Genomic DNA, 19,717 nt, shown 5'->3' on the forward strand with positions numbered 1-19,717 from the left:
TTATTTTTTAAGTTTTAAAGCTAATCCAAGCTCTTTGAGTTGCTCTTCATTAACTTCTGAGGGCGCATTCATCATTAAGTCCTGGGCGTTTTGATTCATTGGGAACATTGTAACCTCTCTAATATTTTTCTCATTAGCTAAAAGCATTACAATTCTATCTATTCCTGGTGCTATACCGCCATGAGGTGGTGCACCGTAACTAAGGGCATTAATCATACCACTAAATTTCTCATCAACTTGTTCTTTTTGATAACCTGCAATTGAGAACAGTTTATACATTAGCTCAGGTACGTGATTTCTAATTGCACCAGAGGATAACTCAATTCCATTACAAACAATATCATATTGGTAAGCTTTAATATTAAGAGGATTATCAAAATCAATATCTTTTATATCCCCTTGAGGCATTGAAAATGGATTATGACTAAATTCAATTTTATTATTTACTTCATTTTTTTCAAACATTGGGTAATCAACGATCCAACAAAATGCAAAAGTATTTTCGTCAATTAAGTCTAAATCTTTAGCAATTTTATCTCTTGCTTGGGACGTGATCTTCTCAACATCATTTATTTTTCCACAAGCAAAAAATATACTATCACCTACTTCTGCTCCTGTAATTTTCATAATTTCCTCAAGCGCTTCTTTAGAGAAAAACTTGCCCACAGGACCCTTGGCTGAAATATTTTCATTTTTTTCAATTGTAAAATAAGCAAGACCAGAAGCTCCCTGGTCCTTGGCCCATTTATCAATATTATCAAAAAAACTTCTAGGTTTTTCTTTTGTATTCTTGGTTACTATGCATCTTACTTTGGAGCCAGATTTTACAAGTTTTTTAAATATTTCAAAAGTAACATCCTCACGTGTAAATATATCTGACAAATCAGAAACTATTAACGGATTTCTTAAGTCAGGTTTATCCGATCCATACTTAAGCATAGATTCGTCATAAGGTATTCTTGGAAATTTTTCGTACATTAACTTTTTTGAAGAAAATTTTTTAAAAACATTAACTATTAATTTTTCTACAACTTGAAAAACATCTTCTTGTTCAACAAATGACATTTCTAAATCAAGCTGGTAAAATTCACCAGGGCTTCTATCTGCTCTAGCATCTTCATCTCTAAAACATGGGGCAATTTGAAAATACTTATCAAATCCAGATACCATTATTAACTGTTTAAATTGTTGAGGTGCCTGTGGTAGAGCGTAAAATTTTCCTGGATTTAATCGACTAGGTACTAAAAAATCCCTAGCTCCTTCTGGGCTTGAAGATGTAAGTATTGGAGTTTGAAATTCTAAAAAGCCTAATTTAAACATTTCATTTCTAATAAATGAAATAACTTTTGATCTTAATATAATATTGTCATGAATTTTTTTTCTTCTTAAATCTAAAAATCTATATTTAAGTCTAATTTCCTCAGCATATTCTTGATCACTAAACACAGGCATTGGAAGTTCTTTGCATGCACCTAGTACTTCAAATTGGTCAATATTAACTTCTATCTCACCAGTTTGAAGTTCAGAGTTAATAGTATCCACACTTCTCTTAACTACTTTGCCATTTATTTTAATTACGCTTTCTAATTGAATTTTTTCTAATAATTTAAAACTCTCATTACTTTTATCAATAATACATTGAGTCATCCCATAATTGTCTCTTAAATCAATAAATAAAAGATTCCCATGATCTCTTTTTTTATTAATCCAACCAGATAATACAATTTCTTGTCCACTGTTATCTTTATTTAATTCACTGCAATTATGTGTTCTATACTTGTTCACTTATTCCTCTAATGCCTCATTAATAATCTTAAAGTCGATTGGTTTTTTCTTTTTTAAACTAATCTTGTCAATTTTATATATGAATTCAAATATTTTGCCATACGATCTCTCAACTCTTTTAATGATAAAATCAATCAATTTTTTGTCTAAAATAATCTGTCTATCAGATAAATTTTTTAGTATTAAAGCAAACATTAATTCATCATCAGGGTTTTCAATTTTTGCTAAAAGACAGTTTTTAGTTCTTGATTTAAGGTCTTCAAGCTTAAAATCAATTTCTGCCACTGGTTCTGAAGATGTAATTATTAAAAATTTATTATCTTGATCAATTATATTAAAGAGAGTATAGATTAGCTTCTCATCTACATCTAAATTTAAATCTTCTAAAACAATATTTTGATAGGGCTTGATTTTTTTAATGTTTTCATTATTCAACAAACCTGATTCAACTCTAATTCCATTAAATTTTTTTAAAAAGATATTAGTTAAATGAGTTTTTCCAGAAAAATTCTCTCCACTTATATTTAAAAAATTTTTTTCCCACTTAGGCCAATTGTTTATTAATTCAAAAGGGTAAAAATTACTTTTTCCAACATAAAAATCATCATCTCTAAAGTTTTGCTCATAGTTAAAATCTAGTAACAATTGATTTAAGCTTTTCATTTAACTGTCCAAATATTGTTCTCCATTACCAGATCAAAATATCTATTATTCATATCATTAAAAAAAGTTTTCGGAGAGCCATTATAGATTATTCTATATTGTGTAAGTTTATTATTAAAATTTAATATGTAAAAATTTGATATCAAATCAATACCAGTGAGCACCTCTTCTAAATATATAATCTTTTTATAATCTGTTGATTTTATAGAAATGGTCAAAGGAAGCTTTATAGATGTATTTATCTCGTTATTTTTTTTCCATTCATCCTCATAAGTGTTTTTTAGATCTTCTAAAATTATATAGAGATCTTTTTTATTTGTTAAATTAATATTGAAATATTTTTTATTATTTATTTTAAGAGAATTATTTAAATTAATTTTTGAAAGTATTTTAACATTGTCTTTATCTTTATATATTATTGCAATTATATAGTCTTTTAAATAATATTTTTTTATTAAATTTATAAAATCATGTGTTTCAATAGAATTGGACATCTCTTGAAGTTTATTTAAATCTTCCAGATCCTCAGTTGGCAACAGATAATCTAGTAATTGATAATTATTTTTTATATCATTCCACCTTTCATAAAAAATATTATTATTAAACAAATAAATGGTATCAGTTTCTGCATCTACCAATACTGGTACTAATAAAACTTTATTTCTTATTGGTATTGATGGAAATATATTTCTTTTTTCTAAAAAGCTTAAAATTTTTTTTTTATTAAATGTCGTTTCAAGTTTAGCAAAATATTCATTATTAATAAATTTTTCATCACTTATTGTAAAAGAATCAATCATACTTTTGATCTCTTTTATTTTAATATTTTTTATTTTATTTTTATCACCTGAGGTTGTAATCATATAAAGTAAATTTGAAAAAGAAGCCTTAAACCCTGCATCTATTACACTACTTTTCTTAAAACTTAGCTCAAATGGAGATGAAATTTCAATATCAGACACTTTAAAAGTATTTGCATTCAAATAAGTTGTGGAAAAAAATTATTATAAATAGAACGAATGAAATAAAAAATATATATACTTTTTGTAATGTTAATAATTTAATAATAATTTGCATATCTTATACTAATGAATAAAAAAAAATTTACCTATGAAAAAAGCGGTGTAAACATAAATGCTGCTGACAATTTTGTTAAATTCATATCTTCTATCTCATCAAATAATAAAGGCAAAAAAAAGTTTAATAACATTGGTGGTTTTGGTTCAATTTCAAACATTCCAAAAAATTTAAAAAACCCTAAAATTGTAGCCTGCACTGATGGTGTTGGAACAAAGGTTGAGATAGCTAATATACTTAATAAATATGACACGATCGGTATAGATTTGGTTGCTATGAGTGTAAACGATCTGATTGTTCAGGGAGCAAGACCATTATTATTTTTAGATTATATTTCAATTAATAAAATAGATTTAAAAAAACTAAAATCAATCCTCAAAGGAATAATAAAAGGTTGCAAAATCTCTAACTGTGAATTAGTTGGGGGAGAGACTGCGGAAATGCCTGGTACTTATGAGAAAGGTAAGTTTGATATTGCAGGCTTCGCTGTAGGTTTGGTGGATGAAAAAAAAATTCTTCTAAAAAAAAAAATAAAAAAAAATGATTTAATATTAGCTATACCTTCTAGTGGTGTTCATTCAAATGGATATTCCCTAGTAAGATATATTTTAAAAAAAGGAAAGATTAATTTAAAGAATAATTTATTTTTAAAAAAAGAATTACTAAGACCAACAAAAATTTATGTGCAAGAAGTTTTGAACCTAATTGATAATAATCTTTTAAGTGGATGTTCAAATATAACTGGTGGTGGACTAGCAGATAATATTAAGAGAGTTATTCCAGATGGATTAATTGCTGATATAGATTTAAATAAAATTAAAACTAAAAAAATCTTTAAGTGGTTGAAAAAAAATAATATTGAGGACAAAGAAATGTTAAAAACATTTAATTGTGGGGTTGGTTTTTGCTTAATAATTAAACCAGAAAATTTAAAAAAAATTCAAAAATTTTTTACTAAAGAGTATCAACCATATATTATTGGAAAAATAACAAATGGTAAAAACAAAGTTAAGCTTAATGGAAAAATTGACTGGTCTTAAAAAAGTAAAATCTGCAGTTTTTATTTCAGGAACAGGAAGTAATTTAAAAAATATAATAAAATTCTCTAAAATAAAAAAATCACCAATCTCAATAAACCTAATAATTTCTAATACTAATCTAGCTAAAGGCTTAAACTTTGCAGATCAATTTAAAATTAAAAAAAAAATATTTAATTTTAAAAATTTAAAAAATAGTGAAAAAAATATATTACTATTACTTAACAAAGAGAAAATAAAATTTGTTTGCCTCGCAGGCTTTATGAAAATTTTATCTAATGACTTTATAAAAAAATTTGATGGACAGATAATTAATATCCATCCCTCTTTACTACCAAAATACAAAGGTCTTAATACGCATATTAGAGCTATTCAAAATAAAGATAAATTTGCTGGATGCACCGTTCATTATGTGGCAGCGAAAGTTAGATTCTGGAAAAATAATATTACAAAAAAAAATTAGAATATCGGCTAGTGATAATTCTACATCATTAGCAAAAAAAGTTTTGAAGCAAGAGCACAAATTATACCCTGCTGCTATTATGAAAATTTTTAATTAGTTTTTAAAAAAAAAATCAATTTCTATTTTAGCATTTTCGACACTATCAGAACCGTGAACAGAATTTTTATCAATAGAAATTCCATATTTTTTTCTTATAGTTCCTTCTGCAGCATCTTCTGGTTTAGTCGCACCCATTAACTCTCTGTTTCCTAAAACTGCATTTTCTTTTTCAAGCACCATTACAACTATTGGTCCTGATGATAAATATGCACATAAATCATTATAAAATGGTTTTGTTTCATGAACTTTATAAAATTGTTCTGCTTCAGATTTTGCTATTTGGATTTTTTTATCTTTAACAATATTGAAACCTTTATTTTTAAACATTTCTTTAATTTCATTGTCTAAGTTTCTTTCTACTGCGTCCGGCTTAATAATTGATAATGTCTGTTCTATATTACTCATAATGTTCCTCTATTAGTTGATTTAATAATCTTACTCCAAAACCTGTCGCTCCCCCTGGATTTAAGTTTGCAGCTTTTTAGAAAAAGCCATACCTGCTATATCTAAGTGTGCCCATGGTGTTTTACTTGTCACAAATCTTTGTAAAAATTGTGCGGCAGTTATTGATCCTGCTCCACCTGAATAGTTTATGTTTTGCATGTCTGCTATTGTTGAGTTTATTAATTTGTCATAATTACTATGTAATGGAAGTCTCCAGACTTTTTCTTTTACTTTTTCTCCTACTTGAAATATTTTTTTTGATAAATCGTCATTGTTAGAAAATAAACCTGCATACTCTTCTCCTAATGCCATTATTATTGCACCAGTTAAAGTTGCAAGATCAATAATAAATCTTGGTTTAAATTTTGCTTCAGTAAAACTCAATGCATCTGCCAAAACTAATCTTCCTTCAGCATCGGTATTCAAAACTTCAATAGTTTTACCATTATAAGCTTTAACTATATCTCCTGGCCTTTGAGCATTTCCACCTGGCATATTTTCAACTAAACCAACTACACCAACTGCATTTACTTTTGCTTTTCTAGTAGCTAATGTTTGTATTAAGCCTGCTACAACGGCTGATCCAGCCATATCATATTTCATTTCTTCCATGAATTTTGCTGGTTTTAAAGAAATGCCACCCGTATCAAAACAAACACCCTTTCCTACAAAAGATAATGGAGCTTTTTTGTCTTTTTTATTACCGTTCCATTCAAGTGTAACTAGATACGATTCATTTACACTACCTCTTCCAACACCCAATAAAGAATGCATTCCTAACTTTTTCATTTGAGACTCGTTATAAACAGTAACTTTAATTCCTAATTTTTTTAATTTTAAAAGTCTGTTTACATACTCTTTTGGATTAAGAACATTGGGTGGCTCAGAGACAAGATCTCTTGCAAAAAAAGTTCCTTCTTCAATTGCCTTGAACCTTAGCTCTTTTAGTGCTGTTGCCTTTTTTTTATTTCCTATTACATTTATTGAAATGAGTTTTTGTTCACTTTTTGACTTATAAAGATTAAATTCATAAGACTTAAGCTTTAATCCATGTAAGAAATGACTTATAAAATTTTCATATTTATTAATTATGCTATCTGAATTTACAAAGTATTCTCTTTTCTTTTCATAGTTTAGGCGCCCATAAAATTCTGCTCCTAAATTTTCAATATCAGAGGGCTCTAAATTGTTTTTAACAGATACTAAGACTATTTTTTTTTTCGAGTTGATCTCGAAAACAAACAAATTTTTTTTTAAGTCGCTGCTTTTTAATAAGTCATTTATGTAAGAAAACTCTGAAATCGGAAATATTTTTTTTTAAGTGACTTATATTGAATCTTTCATTAGTAAATAAGACAAGATTGGCTGAGATTTTACCATTTAATTTGTTTGAATAATTAATTTTAATAGTCATAAATTTTTAAATACACTCCTTACAGGTTGAATGCTATATATGAATAATATTATCATATTTCAATGAAAAAAATTATTTTTAGAAAAATAGCTACTGACTGTATAAAGTTTTTTATTCTTACTACATTAACAATTAGCACAATCATTTGGGTTTTGCAGGCAGTTAATTATTTAGATTTCGTTGTGGAAGATGGACATGGATTACTAGTCTACTTTAATTACACGATACTGAGTTTTCCAAAAATTATTAGCAGAATTTACCCATTTTCATTATTTATATCAATTGCATATATTTTATTAAAATATGAAAATAGCAACGAATTAGTTATATTTTGGAATTTTGGCATTAATAAAAATTCATTCATTAATTTTTTTATAAAATTGTCATTTGGATTTGTCCTATTAAACTTAGTGCTTAACAGTTTCATCACACCATTGGCTCAAGAAAAAGCAAAATCTTTTTTAAGAAGTTCTGATATAGATTTATTTGAAAGTATATTGAAGCCTAAAAAATTTATTGATGTTATAGAAAATCTAACAATTTATTTTGAAGAAAAAACAATTGATGGAAAATTAAAATATATATATTTAAAAGAAAGATCTGATGTAAATAGTTTTCAGTTAACATTTGCAAAAACAGGAATATTTGAATTTCGTGGTAATAGAAAAGTATTAGTTTTATATGAGGGAAAGCAAATTAGTAATAATCAAGGAAAAAATTCAGAGTTTGAATTTTCAAAAACTGATGTAGATTTAAGCAGGTTTAATTCAAACACCAACACATATAAAAAAAATCAAGAGTACTCAACAAAAGAATTAATCCAATGTGTATTTATTTTACAAAAAAAGAAAATTGGAAAAAAAAATTATAATAAATCTCATGATTTCTCTGCTTGCGTATTGTGGAATGCTAAAGATATATATAAGGAGCTGTATGATAGGTTAATTAAACCTTTTTTTAATACTCTTTTAATTATGATTGCTCTTTTATTGATTTTAAAATCGAAAGATAGTCATAATTTTAAAAGATATAAATTTAAAATCTATACTTTAGGATTTTTATTTATTCTTTTTTTAGAAGGTTCAACAAAATTTCTTGGTGCCAATCTATTATATAATATTTTGATTTCGATGCTTCCTATTTTTTTATTTTTTTTAATATATATTTATTTTTGGACTAACCTTAAAGTTGGGAGTGAATGAAAACCTATATAAAATTCTTGGTAAATCTTTTCACTATTTCTTTATTGAAAGTTTTTTTTATTTTTTTTGGAATTATTTTATTAGTAAATATATTAGAACAATCAGAGTTCTTTAAGAATGCAGAACTTACTTTTTCTTATATAGTTTTTTTATCTTTTTTAAATTCACCCTCTATTATATTTGAAATTCTTCCATTTATTTTCTTAATATCTACTCAAATTTTTTTTATTGAATTAATTAGTAAAAATGAATTAGAAATTTTTAAATATAGTGGTTTAAATAATAATAAAATTGTTAAGGTGATTGGGTTATATTCGTTCGCACTTGCAATATTATTTGTTGTAGTTTTTTATAATATATCCTCAATTTTAAAAAATTCTTATTTAGTAATAAAAAATCAATACTCAAATGACGGTAAGTATCTGGCAGTAATTAACAAAAATGGTTTATGGATCAAAGACAGGATAAACAATCAAGTCAATATAATAAATGCTAATAAAATTGAAAATCAATTTTTATTAAATGTTTCTATTTCACAATTCAATAATAATTTTGAAATCATCCATACAATACAAAGTCAAAAAGTTGATATTTCTTCAGTTAATTGGAAAATAATAGATCCTACAATTTCAAAAAATAATGTTACCACTTATGAAGATATAATTAATTTTAAATCAAACTTTGATCTCAAAAAAATTAATAGTTTATTTTCAAACTTATCTTCTCTTAGTTTAATTGATTTAATAAAATTGAGAAAAAATTATAAATCACTCAATTATTCTGTAATAGATGTTGATTCTCATTTATATAAAATAATCTCATACCCTGTATATTTAACTTTAATGACAATATTTGAGCTGTAATTATGTTTAACATAAAATATCAAAAAAACTCAATATACAAGGTTGCACTAGGAATTTTTATATCAGTCATCATCTATTATATAAATTATTTCTTCAATATATTGGGTACTAGTGAAAGAATTCCTTTAATCCTTTCAATATCACTACCTTTAATTATATTATTAATAATAAATATCACCTCTATAATAAGGTTAAATGAAAAATAATTTTTTAAAAATAATTCTAATATTAGTACTTTCTTTAAGTTTTTTTAATAAAGCTTTAAGTAGCGATGAATTTATTTTTAATGTCACTGAGATAGAGGTAACCGATGAAGGTAATGTCTATAAAGGCATAAACAAAGGTAAAATAACAACAGCCAATAAAATTGAAATAACCTCAGATACTTTTGAATATTTTAAAAAGAATAATCAACTTGAATCATATGGAAATGCACAAATTTTAGATACAAAAAATAATATAAAAATTAACGCTGATAAAATTATTTATCTTAAGAATGAAGAAATAATTTATACAGTCGGCAAAACATTGATCAATGTTTCTGACAGATATAACGTAGAAGGATATGATTTAAAACTATTAAGAAACAAAATGATTTTGTCTTCTTTAAAGCGAACAACTATCACTGACACTGTTGATAAGAACACTTATAAACTTAATCAATTTGAATACTCAATTAATCAAGAAATTTTAAAAGGAAAAAAAATTGAAGTTATAACCTCCATCCAAAAAAATATAGAAGAAGAAAATAATCCATCATTAGTTAAAGAATATAAAAAATTTATTCCTAGTATTAAAAGTGATAATTATTTCTATGATAGTGGTTTTTTTAATTTTAAAGATAAAACATTTTCTGCCAAAGATACAAATCTTTTATTTCACAAAACAGTATTTGATAATGATAAAAATGATCCTAGACTTAAGTCTGTTACTTCATATGGTGATGAATTTAACACTTACTTTAAAAAAGGAGTTTTTACTTCTTGTAAAAAAACCGATAAATGCCCTCCTTGGAAAATTAAATCTAAAGAAATTAAACACGATAAGATTAAAAAAAGAATTACCTACACCCAATCCTGGCTGAGCATCTATGATGTGCCAGTAGTATATTTTCCTAAGTTTTTTCATCCTGATCCTAGTGTGAAGAGACAATCTGGTTTTTTAAAACCAGCACTTGGAGGAGATAAAGATTTAGGTAGCTCTATTTATGTGCCTTATTTTCTTGTTATCTCAGATAATAAAGATCTTACAATTAAACCAAGATGGTTTGATAGTGAAAAACGTATCTTTCAGAGTGAATACAGACAGAAAACAAAAAAATCTTTAATCATAGCTGATTTTAGTATTGCAAAAGGCCATCATTCCAGTGTCACTGATAGAAACGACAGTAGATCACACTTTTTCATGAATAGTAAGACAGATCTTGATCTTGATAATTTTTTAGCGAGTACTTTTGAAATTAATTTACAAAAAGCAACGAACGACACTTATTTAAAAAAATTTAAACTAGAATCACCCTTATTACTCGGCAGTACATCTGAGCTTCACTCAAGTGTTGAATTAGATCTTGCGCACGAAAACTATGATTTTATAACTTCAATGGAAGTGTACGAAAATCTAAGTGGAGATAACAATAATAGATATCAACACATTTTTCCATCATATGGTTTTTCAAAAAATTTTGGTTTAGATGATATTCAAGGTGGTAGTTTTAGCTTTTCTTCGAGTGGAAGTAATAGATTAAATAATACAAATGTGCTTTCAACATCAATATCTAATAATCTAAATTTTAATTCTTATAATAGTTTTTTTGAAAATGGAATTAAAAGTAACTATAATTTTTTATTTAAAAACCTAAACTCCCTTGGTAAAAAAAGCAAAGTATACAAATCAAGTCCTCAATCTGAAATAGTTAGCTCGTATATATTAAACATGTCCTTACCCTTATCAAAAAATACAGAAAATAGTTATAATACGTTAGAGCCAAAAATATCATTTAGATTCAATCCACATGATATGAAAGATCATAGCGACTCTGGTAGAAAGATAAATGCATCTAATGTTTTTAATAATGACAGATTGAGCTTAGATGATACTTATGAGGGTGGAGAGTCTATAACCCTAGGTATAAATTATAAAAAACAAAAACTAACAAATACAGATACTATAAACGAAAATATTAAAACATTTGATGATTATCTTGATTTTAAACTAGCAACTGTATTTAGATCTAATGAACTAAATGAAATACCTACTACAAGCACCATAGGTAAAAAAAGATCAAATCTTTTTGGTCAAATAAATTTTAAACCCTCTGAAATATTGTCACTAGATTATAAATTATCAATAAATGATGATTTAAATGAAATAGAGTCTAATTCAATAGACGCAGAATTATCTTTTAGCAACTTCTCTACAACAATGAGTTTTTTAGAAGAAAGGCGTGCGCTTGGCAAAACAAATGTACTTTCAAATACTTTTAAATATAATTTTAATGAAGAAAATTTCTTATCTTTTAATACGAGAAGAAATAGAAGAATAGGTCTAACAGAGTATTATGATTTAGTTTATGAGTATAAAAATGACTGCTTAGAAGCAAAAGTTAGATATAAAAAAGATTATTATAGTGATCGCGACATAATCCCAAAAGAAGAATTATTTTTTGAAATAACAATAGTGCCACTTACAACATTTTCTCCTGATAAAATGATTTTAAACAAAAATAGGATCGATTAATGAAAAAAATTTTATATATTCTATTTATTTGTTTTAATATTAATGTTGTCTCAGCATTAGAAACAAAGATAATTTACGTCATAGAAAATGAGATAATCACAAATATAGATATTAAAAATGAATTTAGATATCTTTTAGCCTTAAATTCTAAACTAAAAAACTTAAATAATGAAAAAATTTTAAAAATTGCTAGTGAATCAATAATTAAAGAAAAAATTAAAAAAATTGAAATATCTAAAAACTTTTCAAATTTTAATGTAGACAAAAGATATAGTGATGCTCTTTTAAAGAACATTTATAAAGGTTTAAATTTTCAATCATTAGATGAGTTTAATTCACATCTAAAACCATATAATTTAGATGTGGATGATATCAGAAAAAAGTTAGCCATTGATGCTTTGTGGAATGAACTAATTATTAGAAAATATAATTCAAAAATAGAAATTGATGAAGAGAAGTTGAAAAATAAAATAATGAGTAGTGCTAAAAATGAGACTAAAGAATATAATTTATCAGAAATTGTATTTGAAATAAAAGATAAAAAAGACATCAAAAAAAAGTACTTAGAAATTAAAGAAAGTATTATTAAAATAGGATTTGAAAATAGTGCATCCATTTATAGTATTTCTGACACTTCAAAAATAGGTGGCAACATTGGTTGGATTAGAGAAGAATCTCTTAATTCAAAAATTGTTAATAATATTTCTACTCTAAAATTAGATCAAATTTCAAGACCTATAATTATTCCCAATGGAATATTAATATTAAAGATTAAAGAAATTAAAAAAACAACATCTGAAATTGATTTTGATAATGAGCTAAAAAAATTGATTAATTATGAAAAAAATAGACAACTAAATCAATACTCTAAAATATATTTTAATAAAGTTAGAAAAAATATTGGCTTTAATGAATAAACAACCAATAATTATTGTAGCTGGTGAACCCAACAGTGTATTTCTTGAAATTTTTTTTAAGAGTATAAAAAGTAATAAATTTAAACATCCTTTAATAATTATTGCTTCGAGAAAACTGTTAATTAGTCAGATGAATAAATTAGGTTATATCTTTAAAATTAATTCTATTAATAAAAACTTAAAAAATATCAGTGAATTAAATAATAAAAATATTAATTTAATAAATGTAGATTATAAATTTAATGCTTGTTTTCAAAATATTACAATTAAGTCTAAAAGTTATATAGAAAAATGCTTCAAAATTGCTCTAGAAATCCTAAAAAAAAATAAATTTACAAAATTTATTAACGGACCAATTTCTAAAAGGCATTTTTTGAAAGGTCACCATTATGGTGTTACTGAATATTTATCAAATAAGACAGGGGTTAACAATAAAGTTGCCATGCTAATATTTCACAAAAAATTATCTGTTAGTCCTTTAACAACACATATCGCATTAAAAGATGTACATAAAAATATATCACAAAAGAAAATATTCTCTCATGTTATATTAATTACACAATTCTATATTGAAAAGTTCAATAAAATTCCAAGAATTGCTATTACAGGTTTAAATCCACACTGTGAAAGTAATTTTAATAATAGTGAAGAGGATTTAATTATAAAGCCAGCTATTAAAGATTTAATCAAATTAAAATACAAGGTTAAAGGCCCATATGCTGCTGATACAATTTTTACAAAAGATCAATTCAAGAAATTTGATGTAATTATTGGCATGTATCATGATCAAGTATTATCTCCTGCGAAAACTTTATTTGGATTTGACGCAATAAACATAACATTAGGTTTACCATTTATTCGGATTTCTCCTGATCATGGACCAAACATTTCTATGTTAGGTAAAAATACATCAAACCCTAAAAGTTTAATTCAAGCTCTAAAATTCTTAGATAAATAGATGTTTATTAAACCCAAAAAAAGCTTAGGACAAAATTTTTTAATAGATCGCAACGTGTTAGAACAGATTGCTGATACTGTTGAAATTTCAAATAAAGAAGTTTTAGAAATAGGTCCTGGTAGTGGAAATTTAACTACATTTATTTTAAAAAAAAATCCAAAAAAATTTTATGTAATTGAAAAAGATGATGAGTTAGCTCAACTATTGGAAGATAAGTTTGCCAATGAAATTACTATTATTAATGATGATGTTTTAAAAATACCTGAAGATAAAATTTCCAGTGAAAAGCTTACTGTATTTGGAAACTTACCTTACAATATTTCGACTGAAATTCTTTCAAAATGGATAACAAACTTAGATAAAAAAATTTGGTTTGAAAGTTTAGTGTTAATGTTTCAAAAAGAAGTTGCTGAGAGAATTATTGCAGAATCTAATACTTCAAAATATGGGAGATTATCTATTTTATCAAACTGGAAATTAAATATTAAAAAAGTAATAGACATCAAGCCTGAAAGTTTTTCTCCAAGGCCTAAGATTGATAGCACGCTACTACTATTTACTCCAAGACAGAATATTTTTGAATTAAAAGATCCAAAAAACCTTGAAATGATTACTAGAGTTTTTTTTAGTCAAAGGAGAAAAATGCTAAAAAAACCTTTCAACCAAATTTTTAATAATGCAAAAGAAGTTGCAAATAAATTTAATATTGATCTTAATCTTAGACCTCAAAATCTTGAACCCGAAATGTATTTTAAACTAGTTAAAGAATATGAGAATTTAAGACGTTAATTTATTAACATGTTTTCTAATATACTCTTTGTCATAATCTTTTGAACCATTATTAATTTCTGCATCAATTAAATTGCTAATTTTAGAATAACACTCATCTAGATGGTCATTTATAATCACATAATCATAGTTTATCCAATGCAATACATCTCTGCTAAATTCTTTCATTCTTTCCTCTACAATCAGCTTATCTTTCATATCTCTATTGGACAGTCTATCAAACAAAACTTCTTTACTTGGTGGAAGTATAAAAAAAGTGATCAGCTTATAGTTTAATTTTTTATTCTTAATTTGATCTGCGCCCTGCCAATCAATATCAAATATTACATTCTCACCTTTTTCTAATTTTTCTATAACAGGTGTTCTTGTTGTTCCGTAAAGATGATTAAAAACTCTTGCATATTCTAAAAATTCTTCATTTTTGATCAGCCCCTCAAATTTTTCATGATTAACAAAATAATAATCTTTATCTGCAACTTCGCTAGATCTTGCTTTTCGCGTCGTATGAGATGTTGATATATGAAATTTTTTATTCTTAGATAGAAGTTTTACTAGAGTGGTTTTGCCTGCCCCAGATGGGGATGATAAAATCACCATTATCCCATCTTTTTTTGTGGACATTTAAATTTCTAGTTTGCTTTGCCTGCTATAAAGTTAACAGCATCACCTACGGTAAGAATTTTTTCAGCTTCACTATCTGAAATTTCTGAACCGAATTCTTCCTCGAAAGCCATTACTAATTCAACAGTGTCTAAACTATCCGCACCAAGATCGTCAATAAAACTTGAATCATCTAACACTTTTGCTTCATCTATACCTAGATGGTCTGCTACAATTTTTTTAACCTTGTTTGAAATATCTTCTGACATAATGTTCCTTTTTGTTATATTTCGTTAATAGTCCAAAAAGTAGTTTTGTCAACCCAAATACATGCCACCATTAACATGAAGTGTTTCACCATTAATATAGTCTGACTGATCAGAACTTAAGAATGTTACTGCATTTGCAATATCTTCAGGTTTACCGAGTCTATTAGATGGAATTTTAGCAATTATTGCTTCTTTATGCTTTTCATCAATCTGATCTGTCATTGCAGTACTTATAAAGCCAGGTGAAATACAGTTCACATTTATATTTTTTTTAGCATATTCAATAGCTAGACTTTTGGACATAGCAACAATACCAGCTTTTGAAGCTGTATAATTTGCCTGACCAGCATTGCCTGTGTGCCCTACTACCGATGTAATATTAATAATTTTTCCAGATTTATTTTTAAGCATCTTTTTAATAGAATATTTACACATTAAAAATGTTGAGGTTAAATTGACATCTATAACATTAGTCCACTCTTCTAAGCTCATTCTGATTGTTAAATTATCTTTTGTAATGCCAGCATTATTAATTATACAATCGAGTGATCCACCCAGCTCTTCAGTTGCATTATTTATAAACTCTTCAATCTTTTCATGTTGAGAGATATCAAACTTAAGTATTTTAATATTATTAAATTTTGATTTTAACTCTTCTAGTTTTTCAACTCTTGTACCCGTAGCTAAAATATTAAACCCATTCTCGTGAAGTTTTTCAACTATTGAATTACCAATGCCACCCGACGCACCTGTGATTATAACATTTTTATTTTTTAAACTACTCATTAATATTAATTAACTTTATATCTTCTTCTGTATTTATTGCACTAACTTTAACATTTCTATCAATTCTCTTTACTAAACCAGACAAAACTTTACCAGGTCCTATTTCTATAAATTGATTAATTCCCTTATTAATCATTAGTAAAACACTTTCTCTCCAACGAACCCTACTTTCAATTTGTTTAACAAGTAAATCTTTTAACTCGTTTGAATTAGCTATTTCTTTTCCAGTTACATTGGAAATTAGAATATTTTCAGGTTCTTTAAAGTTTAACTTTTCTATCTCTTCATTCATGACAAGTGTTGCATTATTCATCAATTTACAATGAAATGGTGCGCTTACAGGAAGTTTAATATTTTTGATGTTAGCTAATTTTAAATCAACCATCATTTTTTCTAGATCTTCAATATTGCCACTTAACACTATTTGACCTGTTGAGTTATCATTTGCAATATAACATTCATATTTCATTTTATTTTCACTAATAACACTTTCTATTGTTTCGATTTCAGAACCTAAAACTGCGACCATCCCACCTACTCCTTTTGGAACAGAGTTTTGCATAGCTTTTCCTCTAATTTTTAATATTTTTAAAGTATCTGAAAATGATAATACTCCAGCTGAGGCAAGTGCTGAATACTCACCCAAAGAATGTCCGGCAAAAAAATTTGCTTTGTTTAAATCGATATTAAATTCTTCTTTAATCAGTTTAAATATTGAATAACTTATTAAAAATATAGCAGGTTGAGTATTTTCAGTTAAATCTAGATCTTCTTTAGGTCCATTAAGAATAAGGTTTGATAACGGAAAACCAAGTGTGTCATCAGCTTCTTTGAATAAATCCTTAACTAGGGTATATTTATTGTAAAAGTCTTTACCCATTCCAACTAATTGTGAGCCTTGACCGGGGAAAATAACAGAAAACATTTAATTATCTAAACTTTATTGTGGTTTTAAGTGTTGTAATTCAATTGTTATAATAGTATATCCTCACTTTTTATTAAAGAACAATTATGAATTTATACGAACACACTATAGTTGCTAGACAAGATACTAGCCCTGCACAGGTTAAACAATTAACCGAGAAATATTCTAAAATAGTAGAAAGAAATGATGGTGAAATAGTACAAACTGAAGATTGGGGATTGCTAAACTTAGCCTATGCTATTAAAAAAAATAAAAAAGGCATCTATATGCACTTTAAAATTAAAGGTTCTGGAAAAATTATTGATGAATTAGAAAAAAATGAGATTATTGATAAAAATCTTTTAAGATACATGACCGTTAGAGTTAAAAAATTTGATTTAGAGGCAAAATATTTTTCAAAAAAAGATGAATACGAAAAAAAAGAATATAAAAAAGATTATAATAGAGATTAATTATGCCATCAAAAAAAAGAGCAGGAAATAAAAAAAAAGGTAGCCAAAGTAATTTTGCTAAATTAAGCATATTTCAGCCTAATAAATATAAGTTTAAAAAATCTTGCCCACTTTCAGTTAAAGGTGCACCAGAGGTTGATTATAAAAATATTAGATTATTAAAAAAATACATGTCAGAGAATGGCAAAATTTTACCTTCAAGAATTACTAACGTTTCACAAAAAAAACAAAGAGAGCTTTCATTGTCTATTAAGAGAGCTAGAAACTTGGCGTTGATTTAAATGAAAGTTATACTTTTAGAAAATTTAAGAAGAATTGGATCTATTGGAGAAATTATAGATGTAAAAAGAGGTTTTGCTAGAAATTATTTAATTTCAAATAAAAAAGCTCTTTATGCTTCAAAAGAAAATATTGCTGAAGTGGAAAAAATTAAATCTGAATTAGGAAAGAAGGATGCTGCGAAAAAAAAAGAAGCACAAACAATTTCAGAAAAAATTAATAATAAAGAGTATGAAATTAAAAAGTTAAGCACAGAAAACAAAGAGCTTTATGGTTCAGTTAAGCCAACAGAAATTGCAAAATTAATACAAGATAATGACATGCTAGATATCAAGCCTTCAATGATACAACCAATAACTGAAATTAAATCACTTGGTAAATTTAAGGTAAAAATTATCTTACACTCTGAAATAGACTCTGAAATTACTATCAATGTAGTTACAGCAGAAACTATTCAATAATTATACAATTTTTTCCCCAGCATACATTTGCTATTTTTTTAAATCTTATTTCGGTTAAGATTTGTTTATGGAAAATAACTTAAGTATTGTTAAAGATACATTTAAAGAACTCCCTAACAATATCGAAGCTGAACAGGCAGTAATTGGATCAATATTGGTTCAAAATGAAACGTTTGATGAAATAAATACCATCATTTCTAGTATCAACTTTTACGATCCTATGCATCAGAGTATTTTTTCAGCAATAGAAAGTCTTATTTATAAAGGAATGCTTGCAAACCCAATCACGTTAAAAAATTATTTTGAAAATGAAAAAGATGAATTAAATGTTCCTGAATATTTGGTTAAAGTTACAAAATTTTCTACCCCGCCAAGACAAGCAATAGAATATTCAAGAATTATTTATGATATGTTTGTGAGAAGAGAGCTAATTAAAATATCAGAAAATACAATTGATGCTGCTAAATTAAATGCACTTGATGTTAATGGTCAAAATATAATTGAAAACTCAGAAAGATTATTATTCGATCTTGCCGAAAAAGGCTCTTTTAATTCATCATTAGTTAAGTTTGATGAAGCAATGAAACAAACGATTGAGATGGCCTCAGCTGCTTATCGAAATGATGAGGGAATTGTTGGTGTCCCAACTGGTTTACGAGATTTAGATGATAGATTAGGTGGTCTACACAATTCTGATTTAATTATAATTGCAGGAAGACCCTCTATGGGTAAAACTGCTTTAGCTACAAATATAGCCTTCCATGCAGCTCAAAAATTACAAGAAAAAGGAAAAAAATCTGCAGTTGCTTTTTTTTCTCTAGAAATGTCTTCAGAGCAATTATCAACTAGAATTTTGGCAGAACAATCTAGAATTAAATCAAACGATATTAGAAGAGGAAGAATCTCTGATGAACAATTTGATAAATTTATTGAGACTTCAAAAAATATATCTGAACTTCCTTTATATATTGATGAAACCCCAGCCATCAGTATTGCAGCAATGAGCAACAGAGCAAGACGTATTAAAAGATTGTTTGGTTTAGATTTAATTGTTGTCGACTATATTCAACTAATGAGAGGGTCTGGAAATAATAGAGATGGTAGAGTTCAAGAGATTTCAGAAATCACCCAAGGTCTTAAGGCAATGGCAAAAGAACTTAAACTTCCAGTAATTGCACTTTCGCAACTATCTAGAGCAGTAGAACAAAGAGATGATCATAAACCTCAATTATCAGATTTAAGAGAATCTGGTTCAATTGAGCAAGACGCTGATGTTGTAATGTTTGTTTATAGAGAAGCATATTACTTGGAGAGAAAAGAACCAAGACCAGCAACTGTAGAGCATGCAGAATGGCAAGCTAAAATGAATGAAGTTTCGAACTTGGCTGAACTTATCATTGGAAAACAAAGGCACGGTCCAACTGGCAATGTTATGGTGGAATTTGAAGCAATGTTTACTAAATTTAAAGATACTCAAATTAACTAATATCCAATATAA

At 26.5% G+C, this 19,717-nt stretch carries 19 protein-coding genes and 2 pseudogenes; 12 read left to right on the forward strand and 9 right to left on the reverse strand.

From position 1 onward, the window contains the following. The 3 genes from aspS to ABXT58_RS05175 are packed head-to-tail and all read right to left on the reverse strand — an operon-like array spanning position 1 to position 3,410. Positions 1–1,785, reverse strand: coding sequence for an aspartate--tRNA ligase (aspS, locus tag ABXT58_RS05165; protein ID WP_415303617.1), 1,785 nt, complete (start codon positions 1,783–1,785; stop codon positions 1–3). Continuing rightward, positions 1,786–2,448: a DNA replication protein gene (locus ABXT58_RS05170; protein ID WP_415303618.1), complete on the reverse strand. Its 663-nt coding sequence runs from the start codon at positions 2,446–2,448 to the stop codon at positions 1,786–1,788. Then, positions 2,445–3,410, reverse strand: coding sequence for a hypothetical protein (locus ABXT58_RS05175; RefSeq protein ID WP_415303619.1), 966 nt, complete (start codon positions 3,408–3,410; stop codon positions 2,445–2,447). Before ABXT58_RS05175 ends, ABXT58_RS05170 begins: the two co-directional genes overlap by 4 nt. A gap of 126 nt (positions 3,411–3,536) precedes the next feature. On the opposite strand from ABXT58_RS05175, the gene purM reads away from it, so the two are divergent. After that, the gene (purM, locus tag ABXT58_RS05180) at positions 3,537–4,565 is read left to right on the forward strand and encodes a phosphoribosylformylglycinamidine cyclo-ligase (protein ID WP_415303620.1); all 1,029 of its coding nucleotides are present in this window, start codon (positions 3,537–3,539) and stop codon (positions 4,563–4,565) included. Further along, positions 4,543–5,122, forward strand: a pseudogene (gene purN, locus ABXT58_RS05185) (phosphoribosylglycinamide formyltransferase). Before purM ends, purN begins: the two are co-directional and overlap by 23 nt. Here purN and ndk read toward each other — a convergent pair. Beyond that, on the reverse strand, positions 5,119–5,529 hold the full coding sequence (gene ndk / locus ABXT58_RS05190; RefSeq protein ID WP_415303621.1) for a nucleoside-diphosphate kinase: 411 nt from the start codon (positions 5,527–5,529) through the stop codon (positions 5,119–5,121). The pseudogene purN and the gene ndk overlap by 4 nt on opposite strands. Then, a pseudogene (locus ABXT58_RS05195) lies at positions 5,522–6,982 on the reverse strand (leucyl aminopeptidase). The gene ndk and the pseudogene ABXT58_RS05195 overlap by 8 nt, the downstream one beginning before the upstream one ends. A 62-nt stretch (positions 6,983–7,044) precedes the next feature. Here ABXT58_RS05195 and ABXT58_RS05200 point away from each other — a divergent pair. From ABXT58_RS05200 to rsmA, 6 genes are all read left to right on the forward strand, one after another. Beyond that, positions 7,045–8,184 (forward strand): LptF/LptG family permease, encoded by a 1,140-nt coding sequence (locus ABXT58_RS05200; protein ID WP_415303622.1) that lies wholly within the window; start codon positions 7,045–7,047, stop codon positions 8,182–8,184. After that, on the forward strand, positions 8,181–9,047 hold the full coding sequence (locus tag ABXT58_RS05205; protein ID WP_415303623.1) for an LptF/LptG family permease: 867 nt from the start codon (positions 8,181–8,183) through the stop codon (positions 9,045–9,047). The genes ABXT58_RS05200 and ABXT58_RS05205 overlap by 4 nt, the downstream gene beginning before the upstream one ends. A gap of 195 nt (positions 9,048–9,242) precedes the next feature. Further along, positions 9,243–11,783 (forward strand): LPS-assembly protein LptD, encoded by a 2,541-nt coding sequence (locus ABXT58_RS05210; RefSeq protein ID WP_415303624.1) that lies wholly within the window; start codon positions 9,243–9,245, stop codon positions 11,781–11,783. Next, entirely contained in the window at positions 11,783–12,700 is a 918-nt protein-coding gene (locus ABXT58_RS05215; protein WP_415303625.1) for a peptidylprolyl isomerase, read from the forward strand. Before ABXT58_RS05210 ends, ABXT58_RS05215 begins: the two co-directional genes overlap by 1 nt. Beyond that, positions 12,693–13,658 (forward strand): 4-hydroxythreonine-4-phosphate dehydrogenase PdxA, encoded by a 966-nt coding sequence (locus ABXT58_RS05220; RefSeq protein ID WP_415303626.1) that lies wholly within the window; start codon positions 12,693–12,695, stop codon positions 13,656–13,658. The genes ABXT58_RS05215 and ABXT58_RS05220 overlap by 8 nt, the downstream gene beginning before the upstream one ends. Continuing rightward, complete coding sequence (gene rsmA / locus ABXT58_RS05225; RefSeq protein WP_415303627.1) at positions 13,659–14,447, forward strand: 16S rRNA (adenine(1518)-N(6)/adenine(1519)-N(6))-dimethyltransferase RsmA; 789 nt, start codon at positions 13,659–13,661, stop codon at positions 14,445–14,447. It abuts the gene before it with no gap. On the opposite strand, the gene gmk is transcribed toward rsmA, so the two are convergent. Genes gmk through fabD form a run of 4 tightly spaced genes read right to left on the reverse strand, consistent with a single transcriptional unit; the run spans position 14,436 to position 17,027 of the window. Then, a complete protein-coding gene (gene gmk / locus ABXT58_RS05230) occupies positions 14,436–15,068 on the reverse strand; it encodes a guanylate kinase (RefSeq protein WP_415303628.1) in 633 nt (210 codons plus the stop codon). The genes rsmA and gmk overlap by 12 nt on opposite strands. Positions 15,069–15,076: 8 nt before the next feature. Beyond that, positions 15,077–15,316, reverse strand: coding sequence for an acyl carrier protein (locus tag ABXT58_RS05235; protein WP_415290920.1), 240 nt, complete (start codon positions 15,314–15,316; stop codon positions 15,077–15,079). A 48-nt stretch (positions 15,317–15,364) separates the two neighbouring features. Further along, a complete protein-coding gene (gene fabG, locus ABXT58_RS05240; protein ID WP_415303629.1) occupies positions 15,365–16,102 on the reverse strand; it encodes a 3-oxoacyl-[acyl-carrier-protein] reductase in 738 nt (245 codons plus the stop codon). Continuing rightward, positions 16,095–17,027 carry an ACP S-malonyltransferase gene (gene fabD, locus ABXT58_RS05245; RefSeq protein ID WP_415303630.1) on the reverse strand — a complete coding sequence of 311 codons (933 nt, stop codon included), beginning with the start codon at positions 17,025–17,027 and terminating at the stop codon, positions 16,095–16,097. The genes fabG and fabD overlap by 8 nt, the downstream gene beginning before the upstream one ends. A gap of 86 nt (positions 17,028–17,113) precedes the next feature. Here fabD and rpsF point away from each other — a divergent pair, with 86 nt between their 5' ends. The 4 genes from rpsF to ABXT58_RS05265 all read left to right on the forward strand — a co-directional run bounded on the left by rpsF (position 17,114) and on the right by ABXT58_RS05265 (position 19,705). Beyond that, positions 17,114–17,479: a 30S ribosomal protein S6 gene (gene rpsF / locus ABXT58_RS05250; RefSeq protein WP_415303631.1), complete on the forward strand. Its 366-nt coding sequence runs from the start codon at positions 17,114–17,116 to the stop codon at positions 17,477–17,479. Between the two features lie 2 nt (positions 17,480–17,481). Beyond that, entirely contained in the window at positions 17,482–17,760 is a 279-nt protein-coding gene (gene rpsR / locus ABXT58_RS05255; protein ID WP_415276086.1) for a 30S ribosomal protein S18, read from the forward strand. Beyond that, positions 17,761–18,219 (forward strand): 50S ribosomal protein L9, encoded by a 459-nt coding sequence (gene rplI / locus ABXT58_RS05260; protein ID WP_415303632.1) that lies wholly within the window; start codon positions 17,761–17,763, stop codon positions 18,217–18,219. 67 nt (positions 18,220–18,286) lie between these two features. Beyond that, on the forward strand, positions 18,287–19,705 hold the full coding sequence (locus ABXT58_RS05265; RefSeq protein WP_415303633.1) for a replicative DNA helicase: 1,419 nt from the start codon (positions 18,287–18,289) through the stop codon (positions 19,703–19,705). Positions 19,706–19,717: the final 12 nt, after the last annotated feature.

Source organism: Candidatus Pelagibacter sp. Uisw_090, assembly GCF_047717845.1.
Classification (GTDB): domain Bacteria; phylum Pseudomonadota; class Alphaproteobacteria; order Pelagibacterales; family Pelagibacteraceae; genus Pelagibacter.